General features: G+C 60.4%; 18 protein-coding genes. 7 read left to right on the forward strand and 11 right to left on the reverse strand.

Translation table 11 applies throughout. From position 1 onward, the window contains the following. Positions 1-119: 119 nt before the first annotated feature. From SynMEDNS5_RS04725 to SynMEDNS5_RS04775, 11 genes are all read right to left on the reverse strand, one after another. Positions 120-287: a hypothetical protein gene (locus SynMEDNS5_RS04725; protein WP_186585111.1), complete on the reverse strand. Its 168-nt coding sequence runs from the start codon at positions 285-287 to the stop codon at positions 120-122. Positions 288-355: 68 nt separating this feature from the next. Further along, a complete protein-coding gene (locus SynMEDNS5_RS04730) occupies positions 356-556 on the reverse strand; it encodes a hypothetical protein (RefSeq protein ID WP_186585848.1) in 201 nt (66 codons plus the stop codon). A 116-nt stretch (positions 557-672) separates the two neighbouring features. Beyond that, positions 673-1,332, reverse strand: coding sequence for a Na(+)/H(+) antiporter subunit B (locus tag SynMEDNS5_RS04735; protein ID WP_186585113.1), 660 nt, complete (start codon positions 1,330-1,332; stop codon positions 673-675). Continuing rightward, positions 1,329-1,886 (reverse strand): hydrogenase subunit MbhD domain-containing protein, encoded by a 558-nt coding sequence (locus SynMEDNS5_RS04740; protein WP_186585115.1) that lies wholly within the window; start codon positions 1,884-1,886, stop codon positions 1,329-1,331. Before SynMEDNS5_RS04740 ends, SynMEDNS5_RS04735 begins: the two co-directional genes overlap by 4 nt. After that, entirely contained in the window at positions 1,876-2,199 is a 324-nt protein-coding gene (locus SynMEDNS5_RS04745) for a monovalent cation/H(+) antiporter subunit G (protein WP_186585117.1), read from the reverse strand. Before SynMEDNS5_RS04745 ends, SynMEDNS5_RS04740 begins: the two co-directional genes overlap by 11 nt. Next, entirely contained in the window at positions 2,199-2,444 is a 246-nt protein-coding gene (locus SynMEDNS5_RS04750; protein ID WP_186585119.1) for a hypothetical protein, read from the reverse strand. Before SynMEDNS5_RS04750 ends, SynMEDNS5_RS04745 begins: the two co-directional genes overlap by 1 nt. Next, on the reverse strand, positions 2,441-2,890 hold the full coding sequence (locus tag SynMEDNS5_RS04755) for a Na+/H+ antiporter subunit E (protein ID WP_186585130.1): 450 nt from the start codon (positions 2,888-2,890) through the stop codon (positions 2,441-2,443). The genes SynMEDNS5_RS04750 and SynMEDNS5_RS04755 overlap by 4 nt, the downstream gene beginning before the upstream one ends. Continuing rightward, positions 2,887-4,401 (reverse strand): proton-conducting transporter membrane subunit, encoded by a 1,515-nt coding sequence (locus SynMEDNS5_RS04760; RefSeq protein WP_186585132.1) that lies wholly within the window; start codon positions 4,399-4,401, stop codon positions 2,887-2,889. The genes SynMEDNS5_RS04755 and SynMEDNS5_RS04760 overlap by 4 nt, the downstream gene beginning before the upstream one ends. Beyond that, positions 4,401-4,763 (reverse strand): cation:proton antiporter subunit C, encoded by a 363-nt coding sequence (locus SynMEDNS5_RS04765; RefSeq protein ID WP_186585134.1) that lies wholly within the window; start codon positions 4,761-4,763, stop codon positions 4,401-4,403. The genes SynMEDNS5_RS04760 and SynMEDNS5_RS04765 overlap by 1 nt, the downstream gene beginning before the upstream one ends. Then, the gene (locus SynMEDNS5_RS04770) at positions 4,764-5,780 is read right to left on the reverse strand and encodes a TerB family tellurite resistance protein (protein WP_186585136.1); all 1,017 of its coding nucleotides are present in this window, start codon (positions 5,778-5,780) and stop codon (positions 4,764-4,766) included. It lies immediately after the preceding gene. A gap of 52 nt (positions 5,781-5,832) precedes the next feature. Further along, positions 5,833-6,009 carry a hypothetical protein gene (locus tag SynMEDNS5_RS04775; RefSeq protein WP_186585138.1) on the reverse strand — a complete coding sequence of 59 codons (177 nt, stop codon included), beginning with the start codon at positions 6,007-6,009 and terminating at the stop codon, positions 5,833-5,835. Positions 6,010-6,118: 109 nt separating this feature from the next. Here SynMEDNS5_RS04775 and SynMEDNS5_RS04780 point away from each other — a divergent pair, with 109 nt between their 5' ends. The 7 genes from SynMEDNS5_RS04780 (at position 6,119) to SynMEDNS5_RS04805 (ending at position 9,701) form a co-directional block, all read left to right on the forward strand. Then, positions 6,119-6,469: a hypothetical protein gene (locus SynMEDNS5_RS04780; RefSeq protein WP_186585140.1), complete on the forward strand. Its 351-nt coding sequence runs from the start codon at positions 6,119-6,121 to the stop codon at positions 6,467-6,469. Positions 6,470-6,497: 28 nt separating this feature from the next. Next, positions 6,498-6,671, forward strand: coding sequence for a DUF2256 domain-containing protein (locus SynMEDNS5_RS04785; RefSeq protein ID WP_186585142.1), 174 nt, complete (start codon positions 6,498-6,500; stop codon positions 6,669-6,671). A gap of 482 nt (positions 6,672-7,153) precedes the next feature. Further along, positions 7,154-7,285, forward strand: coding sequence for a hypothetical protein (locus tag SynMEDNS5_RS13075; protein ID WP_255440319.1), 132 nt, complete (start codon positions 7,154-7,156; stop codon positions 7,283-7,285). A gap of 38 nt (positions 7,286-7,323) precedes the next feature. Beyond that, on the forward strand, positions 7,324-7,485 hold the full coding sequence (locus tag SynMEDNS5_RS04790) for a hypothetical protein (protein ID WP_186585144.1): 162 nt from the start codon (positions 7,324-7,326) through the stop codon (positions 7,483-7,485). Between the two features lie 83 nt (positions 7,486-7,568). Next, complete coding sequence (locus tag SynMEDNS5_RS04795; RefSeq protein ID WP_186585146.1) at positions 7,569-7,952, forward strand: STAS/SEC14 domain-containing protein; 384 nt, start codon at positions 7,569-7,571, stop codon at positions 7,950-7,952. Further along, complete coding sequence (locus SynMEDNS5_RS04800; RefSeq protein ID WP_255440321.1) at positions 7,933-8,955, forward strand: metal ABC transporter substrate-binding protein; 1,023 nt, start codon at positions 7,933-7,935, stop codon at positions 8,953-8,955. Before SynMEDNS5_RS04795 ends, SynMEDNS5_RS04800 begins: the two co-directional genes overlap by 20 nt. Before the next feature lie 2 nt (positions 8,956-8,957). Then, a complete protein-coding gene (locus SynMEDNS5_RS04805; protein ID WP_186585850.1) occupies positions 8,958-9,701 on the forward strand; it encodes a metal ABC transporter ATP-binding protein in 744 nt (247 codons plus the stop codon). The last annotated feature ends 6 nt before the right edge of the window (positions 9,702-9,707 follow it).

A 9,707-nucleotide genomic window follows, 5' to 3' on the forward strand; every position in this document is an offset into this window, starting at 1 on the left:
AGGCCGTGATCATCAGAGCTGCAAGATGACCCAGGCGAGTGAACAGCCCACGATGAGGGACAGGACGCCCAGGAGAGCGCGCCAGAACCTGGGATCGTTGGGTTGAAAGACCAATCACATCAGGCGCAGCTATGGATCAGTTTGATCGAGCCGTTGTCCACCTGACGGAGGAGATCCGTGCGCAAGCGTCGGTCCTGATCATCAAGTTCCTGAAGCATCAGGACCGAGCGGTAGCTGTCGACGGTGATGCGGCTATGCAACTTGGCCTTTAAGTACAGCTCAACCATCGTTGAAACCTTGCGGATTCAACGCTAGTCAACGCCGACTGGGCAATGTGACGGAACAAGCGGACTCCTCAGCACTGCCCACCGCGGAGAAACGGGGGTGGGCCCTGGCGCATGATCCAGCTGGTGGCAGCTTTCTGGGTCTGCCAGGCCTGCATCAATTGCTTGGCAAGCTGCCGGAGTTGATCAGGATCCTGGGTGGTATCGAGGGCCCGGTTGAACTGTTCGATCTGAAACCGTTGTTCCGTGCTGAGCTGAATGCTGCCGTTCATCGAGATCTCCAATTACGAATGAACGCAAGTTACGGGCTTGAATCAAACGATTTGTTGCAGATCACACGCTTGTGCTCGCCTGTCAGCACATGCGCACTCGCAATCTGTTAATGCGCTCAAAGCAGGCCTCGGTGTTGCACGAAGCGCTGGATCATCGCCCAGGAGCCCAGGGTCACCTTCAGGGCCACCAGCAGATTCAGCAGCGGGATCCAGCCTCCACTCAGCAGACTTCCAAACTCACCGGCCCCTGGGGACAGTCCTTCGAGGGCCAGGAAGGACAAAACCACGAACCCCATCACCGCCGCTTTTTCCCAAAGATCGGCATGCCAGCGTTCGTGGAGCCGACGACTGCGTTCACTCCCGCCGCTGATCAGCACCAGGCCGATGGCGGTGCCGCCGGCAACGCCTGCGGCGAATCCACCGCCCGGGCTCAGGTGGCCTCGCAGCGCCAGCTCCACCGCCACTAGGGCTGCCAGCGTCGCCACCTGTTCGCACACCACCCGCGAGGGAATGTCGCTCAGGCTCCGGATCCGCGTGCGTAGGGGTTCGTCAATCAGCAGCATGCGCACACCAATGGACGCCAAGGTGAACACCACCACTTCGCCGACAGTGTCGAACAAGCGGATGTGCAGGATCACCCCCGACACCAGATTGGGCACGTCTCCTTCGGCCGCCAGCCCGCTGATCAGTTCACCCATGCCACCCACCTGAGGCAACGGTCCTGTCAGCGGTGCTGCGAAGAGCGCGATGGCTGCGAGCACATAGAGCCAGATCATGGTGTCGGCTCCTCTGATGGGATCAGCACCCCGCCGCTCTTGCGCCAATGCTCGTAGCCCGGGCTGTTCTGGAGACGTTGCTTCAGGGATGGCTGAACGATCGTGAGACGACCTTGATCCTCCAGCCATCCGTGGGGTGCTGAACCCTGGCGCACCAACCTGAGCCGCAGGTGCAAGGGCTGGATCCAGTGGCTCAGAATCTGGGCTTCAGCGTCGACCGATCGCTCAATGGTTCCCTCTGTGGCACCATCCACCGCAGCGTGACGCCGATCCTCGAGGCGCAGGGTCATCGACGAGCGCAGGGCGATCACGTAAAGGGTGGTGGATAGCAGGGTTCCCACCATTGCTTCGGTGAGAGCCACATCCGGGGCACCCAGCAGCACGTAGAGCAGCGTGGCCACTGATCCGAAGACGCCCCGCAGCATCAGGGCCTGGTAGGGATTGTCTTGGCAGACCATCAGCACCGACACCAGGGGCAGCAGAGCGGTGATCGGCAGCAGCAGCCCAAGGGAGCCTTGAAGGCTCAACAGGGAGAGATCGAAATCAGGAAGCATCACCCAGCTCCCGCGCTTTGGCCCTCTGCGGTCGGCTCTGGTGAACCCCACGGGCCACCACGTAGCCGAAGATCGTGTTCCAGAGCATCAATCCCAGCATGGCCAGGCCGTAGAGCGGCCACCAGTCGGGACGTCGAATCAGAAGACCCAACAGCATCAGCAGCGATCCGAGGGAGTCGGAAACCGTGAGTTTGTGCAGGCGGTCGAGCAGGGGACGCACCTCCAGCAGAGGCCAGCTGCCCCAGAACCAGAAAAACAGTCCCGCCATCAGAAACAGCAGGCTTGCAGCCTCCCTCAAGAGCACGACATTCATCATTCTCTCTCCTCCAGAAGCCTGGCCAGCAAAAGCATTCCGGCGTCACCGGCGCTGAGCATCAGTGCCCCCACCAGGGCAATCATCCGATCCCCGCGCATCACTGCCACCACCAGGGCCAGCATCGCCACTTTCGTGCCGATGCTTCCGAACGCCGCCAGTCGATCCCACACACTGCCGTTGCGGCAAAGCAGGCCGATCGGGATCAACAGGGCGACCACCATCCCCCAGAGAAGCAAGGTCATTGCGGTGCCCTCCCGCCAGCCGGCGCCTGCCCCCGGCGTTGGGCAGGGCGTAAGCGATGGATCCTGTAGCGATGGTGTGATCCCTCCACCGCATCCTCAACGCGCACCAGGTCGAGCACCAGGGTGAAGGGTGTGAGGGTGATCGCCAGCAGTTCCAGAAACACCACCAGCGGTGTGGCAGTACCGCTGGCACGATGCTCTGTCTCATCACACTGTTCGTTTCCACCGGCAAGGATCAGCGCCATAGCTTCGCCATAGGCCTGGGGAATGGCGACCAAACTTTGCCCGAACGCCTTGAGCAGCGGCGCGACACGTTCGCCGTGGTGGTGCGCTCGCGGCAACAGGATTGCCACCAGCAAGCCGAACAGCAGGTTGGTTCTGTTTGTTTCACCTGTGAGCAGCACCCACAGCAGTAATCGGAATCCCAGGCTCAGAACCACGGTCATCCCCATCCCTCCAAGACATGCAGGCTCAGCAGCATTCCGGCTCCAACCACAGCCAGGCTGCCGATCAGATCCTGGAGTGATTCCAGTTCAGGCCAGCGTCGTTCCAGTGCAGGTCGCCACCGCTGCAGACCCCGATCCAGCAGCAGACCGAGGGCGAACACCAGTCCGGTCACGGCGAGCTTTTGGCCGTCGTGGGTGGGGGCAACGGCGAGGCTAATCAGAGCCGATGCACTGATCAACACCACCACGAGCAGACTGATGCTGCCCCCTGCAGGTGCCTTGACTGTGCCCTCACTGCTGGCGCTTTCGCCGGGGGCACACCACGGAGCACCCCAGAGCCTGGCGTACACCGCCACACTGCCGACCGAAGCCAGAAGCACGGCGGCGGCCCAGAACGGCGGCAACGCAGACTCAAGCTCCGATTTGGCGGTGGAGCCGATCAACCAGGGGAAGCCTGCGATCGAGAGGGATCCGATCCAAAGGGGAACCTGCAACCTGGCCGGGAGTGGACGCTGACGCCAGGTGTTGAGGTCGGTGGAGTCCACGCCTCCACTCATCAGAAACAGCAGGGCTTTACCGAGACCGTGGGCGAAGGCCATCAGTCCTCCAGCCACTGGAGAGAGGGCCACAAGCCCCATCTGGGACAACGTGCTCCAGGCCAGAAGTCGACGCAGGTCGGTTTCGGTGAGCGCGCGCAAGAGGCCGAGCACTGCGCTGGCGATGCCGATCCAGCGAATGAGTGGTGCCAGCCCCGAGTCGATCTGCATCAGCCGCAGCAGAGGCAGAACCCCAGCGGTGACCACGACCCCTGAGTGGAGCGCGGCCACCTCCGGCCTGGCCGCCGCATGACTGCGAGGCAGCCAGAGCCCTGGCAGGAACAATCCACCCTTGCTGAAGAGTCCGAGAAGAATCAGCACCTGGGCGCTGCCAAGTTCCAGGCCTGCCAAGGCCTCCATGCTGAAGCTGCCTGTGCGCACATACACCAGTCCGGTGCCAATCAGGTAGAGGGTCATGGCCGTGCTCGCGACCAGCAGATACCGGAGTGCGATCCAGAACGAACGCGGCGCCTCCCGACGCAGTTGCAGCAGGAAGGCCGCGATGCCCACCACTTCCAGAGCGACATACAGACTGATCAGGTCTGTCACCACGAAGCAGGTGTTCAGTCCCCCGAGCATCACAGTAGGCACCAGGGGGCCAGCGGCTCCTTCAAGCTTGCGGCTGGCCAAACGGGTGGCCCCCAGCACAACGCCATTGAGCAGAAGAAACCAGGCAGCCGTGCCATCGATGCTCAAGCTGATGCCGTTGCTGCCGATCAGGTTGAGGCTGATGCTTTCGCCCAGCAGCAGAGACGGCAGGGCCATCAGCACCGTGGCCAGACAGCAGAGCATCAGGGGCAATTCCCCCAGCGCCGGCACTAAAGCACCGAAAAAGGCCAGCAGATAAGGCGCCAGTAGCCAGCCCACCACCACAGCCGGGGTGAGCAGGGATATCAGGATCGTCTCAGGGGTCATCAACACGCGTCGTCCCTGTCAAACGTGCGCACATCCAGGAGAGGATCACGGATGGAGAGGCGGCTGATCACCACCAGCAGCAGGGCTTGGGTGGAGAGTCCGATCACGATCGCCGTGAGGATCACGGCCTGGGGAATCGGGTCTGCCACAGCGGCCAGAGCCTGATCGGTCTCGCCGTTGGAGAGAATCGGGCTGCGCAGACCGGTGCGGGCCGCCACCAGCACAAAGAGCGACACCACCGATCCGCCCATCACATCCATGGCCAGCACCTTCAAGTAGAGGTTGCGGCGAAGCAGCAGCCCGAGAAATCCACTCAGCAAGCTGAGCAGAATCAGCAGTTCCAGGAGGCGGATGGTGGCCATTCAATGGTTGACCGACGTGGACTTGGGGTATTCAGCGCTTCGACCCCTCGCAGGAATCGCGAAGCGATCCCTCACCACCTCGAGCGGGTCGCTGAAGTGATCCCATGGATCAATGTCACGAATCAGGTCGGTGTTCACATGACTGCCATGCTCAAGGCCTGCGAAGACCCTGTCGGGATCCAGTTGTTTCCACTCTCCAGGGATGAAAGGAGAGACGCCGATACCGAGTTCGAACTCAGCCATCACGAACATGATCACATCGAAGGGATCCAGGCGCTCGAAACCGGCCTGGAAGCCCACCACGCCGCCTTCCTCGGCGGCCGTTGTTCCATAGCCTCCGAGCACGTGGCAGCAGTCATGGCGAAACACCGGTGGTGGTGGTCCTCCCAAGGCTCCGGGAAATGCGAAGTCATTGCGCTCGATGAAGTCGGCATAGGCCTTGCCGAAGCTGCCGGGTGGGTAGCCGCGCAGGCTCTGGAAGCGCTCCACCATGGCGCGGTCCTCGTGGCCGCTGAGCACCTTGAGGGTCGACACAAACGCTGGAAGACCACCATCACGAACCGTGGCTTCAATCGCCTGCCGCAAAAAGCCGCGCCGGGCGATGTCGAAGCGAACGATCGACTGGCGATCCAGCATCACGTTCCTGTAGCTGTTCACTGGTCGGGCATCGATCCCGAACGCCTCGGCAGCAGCATCCAGCAGTGAGAGGGTCTGGGGGTCAGGGTTGCCGTCGAACATGGCGACGAGCGTCATTCCCCTCAGAATGCGTTCTTTCCATTCAGGATCGGGATCACAGGCACTGACGGCTTGCGCCATGGCCGCGGGTGTGAGGCTTGGGCGTTGTTGCAGATCACAGTCCACCTGCAGAAGGTGGTCGCGGATGGCGCAGATCCCAGCAATGGCACGTTCCGATGGCTCGCCCCCCAATCGGGCCACGGTCATCAAGCAAGACAATCCGCTCTCCGCCAGACAACGCCGAAGCTCGGTGCTTAGGGGCCGTCCGGGGTGAATGACCATGGCGATCACCGGCGCTTATTCACCAGTGATAGCCATGGGGTGCGAAAGAGCGTCAGATGCTGTAGCGATACCCGCGATAACGCAGCTCAGTGGTTTTGCGCTCAGCCTTTTCGGGCTGATTGGCATCCAGTGATTCAGCGTCACGCTGGTCTTTCGCCATCGCCTGTTGGGCCTTTTTGAGGGCCTCAGCCTTGATCTGACGAGATTTGGTCAATTGAAGGGTGTTCATAGCTGAACTCCACAGTGTCCACACCCCCGTTGCCTGGTGCGGAGCGGACTGCAGCCTGGTGGCTCAACGTGTGCATATCTTAAGCCGATTGGCAAGGGATCGTCACGCGATGGCTGGTTTGTATTCCCTGCTCCTGTCGGTTGCGGCGGCTTCAGGCGCAATGCTGATCGAACGCCCCTTCTGTGACGGCGTCAAGAAGGCCGGGGAGTATTTCACCGGTTCCAATGTGTTCTGTTTATCCACCGCTCTGGTGAACACCGAGGCCCGGGCTGTGGAAACCCTGGCTCATGAAATGGTGCACCTTGCCCAGGATTGTGCTGGGGGGGGATTGCAGACGGACGCGTATGCCCTGCTTCTTTCAGATCAGCCCCCCAGCGTGGCCGCGGCCGAGGACGAGGCCTATCAGTTGGAACGAGATCCTCGGCGCGTGGTGGAGCTGGTGCGCCTGCACTGCTATTGATCACCATCCAGCGTTCTTGCATCAACCGATGACCCGCCCTCGCGATCGCCCCAGCAAGATCTGTCCTGTTTGCGGGCGTCCTTTCCAGTGGCGACGCAAGTGGAAGGATGTGTGGGACGACGTGAAGTACTGCTCGGAGCGCTGCAGACGGCATAAAAAATCCTCCGAAACAATGTCGGAGGATTCTTCGCCGGTGTCATAAGGCCCCATCACCCGGCCGTTGGATGAACGCTAGAGAGAAGTTTCTCCAGTGCCATTCACGCATTCATCAATAGGCCTGGTGTGAGGATTTGCGCAAGCCCCAGATCTAGGGTTGACAGAGGGCGAATCAATCGATGAGTCCCTCTCTCGGATGCTTGTCTCGTTCTGTGCTCCATATGTGGTGTGGGTCACGCCTTTTTCGTGAACTGCCCTGGTGTCATAAAAAAACCCCGCCGAAAGGCAGGGGTTCAGGGCCGGTAACGCAAAGACGTCTGACCTTGTTTCGACTCTTTGGTGCTGCCGTTCCTCACACAAGGTCACTCTTACGCCTGAACTGTCACAGTGCCAGTTGCCGCGGGACGGTTGCTGGTTCGTCCACGTTTGACGCGCTCGGGTCAAGAGATGTGAAGTGCCGGATCCTCGCCCTTGTGCCGGTTCTGCGGGTGGCGGTTGAATGGGCTCGCGGGGTTCGGGCGATTGCAGATGTCGAGCAACATTTCACATCTTGTTCTGCAGGCGATCGCTCACGTCGACTGGGTGGGATCGATCGCCGTTGTGCTGTTGATGGTGGCGATCACGATGGTTGGCCATCGCATCAATCACCCGATTCTCTGACTTCTTAGCTGAAAAATATCAGTCAGAAGAATCGCGTCATGTTTGAGATCATCTGTGTGCTGATGCTTCCGCTGATGTTGATCATTTACTACGTGATCCAGCGCTTGGTTGTGCATCACAGCGGAATGGAAACACAGCTTCTGATTCATGATCTGGTGATTGAAGCGATGAACAAGCACGACAACGACTTCAATGATTGATTGGGTGGGTGGAGATCCTCACCCTTTGCAGTGTTCTGCGAGAAGCGAGAGGGGTTACAACGATTTCAGTTGCAGTGAATGAGATGACAGTGACCTCCTCCCATGGCTTCACCTTGGAATCGGTTGATGTGGCTCATGGATCCGTGATCACCGTGTTTGCCCGGGGCCGCCTCAGTCATCAGGATTATGTGGATTTCATCCCGCAGCTCGAGGCCGCCATCGCCGAACAAACTGGTGATCGGTTGCGGCTCGTTTTCGATGCCCGTGAACTGGTGGGATGGGAACCGCAGGCTGCTGTGGATGATCTACGCCTCGGCCTCCGCCATGGGCGCCATGTGCAGCGTTTGGCGCTGATTACAGAAGCGCGCTGGCTGGCGTTGCTGAGTTCAGTGGTCGGTCTGCTGATGCCAGGCGAGTTGCGTCATTTCGATGATCGGGCATCCGCGGATGCCTGGATTCGTGCGTGAGTTGATCGCTTTTAGACTCAAGACGCTTTCAAAGAAGCGTTTGCCGAATTGCGATCTGCGCAGCGTCCTGATCCGATGCACCATCGTCCCCGGATTGATCGGTTGTTGTCTGCTGGCGGCCTGTTCATCGCCTCGTGAGGCGGAACGATCTCTCAACGACTCGGATCAGCGCCCCCGGGTTCTCGCCACCTTCACCGTGCTGGCTGATCTGGCCAGAAACGTGGCTGGTGAACGCTTGAACGTGGAATCCATCACCAAGCCCGGTGCAGAAATTCATGGCTATGAATTCACGCCCAGTGACATTGAACGGGCGTCCCGCGCGGATCTGATTGTGGAGAACGGGCTGGGCCTGGAGCTCTGGGCGCGGCGCTTCACGGCTGCGGCCGGAGATGTCCCCACGGTCACGCTCACGGAAGGGATTCAGCCTCTCTTGATTCAGGACGATGCCTATGCCGGCCGGCCCAATCCTCATGCCTGGATGTCGCCGCAGCGCACCGAGCACTATGTGGACCAACTCGTTAAGGCCTTTTCCTCGCTTGATCCAGAGGGTGCGCCGACCTACCGGGCGAATGGAAAGGCGTACAAGCTCAAACTCAGGCAGCTGGATCGCGAACTGCGCAAGGCTTTGCAATCACTTCCGAAGCAACAGCGCCTGCTGGTGACCTGTGAGGGGGCCTTGAGTTATCTGGCACGCGACTACGGACTGGATGAGGCCTATCTCTGGCCAGTCAATGCTGAAAGTCAGATCACGCCGCGTCGCATGGCCCGGCTGATTGAACGAGTTAAGCGAGACCAGGTTCCGGCTGTGTTCTGTGAGACCACGGTCAGTGATCGAGCCCAACGGGAGGTGGCACGTGCTGCTGGCAGCCGTTTCGGTGGCAATTTTTACGTGGATTCCTTGTCGGATCGCAACGGTCCTGCCTCCACCCTTCTCGATCTGCAGCGCCACAATGTGAAACTCATCCGAGAAGGGCTGGGGACTTCCGCCGATCCAACGCCATGACGATGCGCATCGCTGCTGAGCAGCTCTGTGTGGATTACAACGGCACGGTGGCGCTGTACGACGCCTCGCTGAAGCTTCCCTCTGGATGCATCTGCGGGCTTGTGGGCATGAATGGTGCCGGCAAGTCCACGCTATTCAAGGCTTTGACGGGATTCATCCGCCCATCGCGAGGACGGATCCGGATCAATGGCTGCAGCATCGCTGAGGCCCAGCGGCAGCAGTCCGTGGCCTACGTGCCCCAGAGCGAAGAGGTGGACTGCCAGTTCCCGGTGTCGGTGTGGGATGTGGTGATGATGGGGCGCTACGGATCGATGAATGCTCTGCGGATCCCCCGCAGTTCCGATCGGGTGGCGGTTCGTGATGCTCTCGAACGGGTTGACCTGCTGGACCTCAGCCGTCGACCGATCGGCACCCTCTCCGGTGGTCAGCGCAAACGTGCCTTCCTGGCCCGCGCCATCGCTCAACGCGCTGATGTGCTGCTTCTCGACGAACCGTTCAACGGCGTGGACGTGCGCACCGAGAAATTGATGGCTGACCTGTTTCTGCAGTTCCGACGAGAGGGATGCACGATTCTGATCTCCACGCACGACCTCACCCACGTACGTGATTTCTGTGATCTCGTGGTGCTCATCAACAAAACCGTGCTGGCCTACGGCGAAACATCGGAAGTGTTCACACCCGAAAACCTGTCTTTGACCTTCGGCGGCCTGCCCCCTGACCTGCTCACAGGGAACAGCTCTCCCTGAGACTGG

This window comes from Synechococcus sp. MEDNS5 (assembly GCF_014279875.1).
GTDB lineage: Bacteria > Cyanobacteriota > Cyanobacteriia > PCC-6307 > Cyanobiaceae > Synechococcus_C.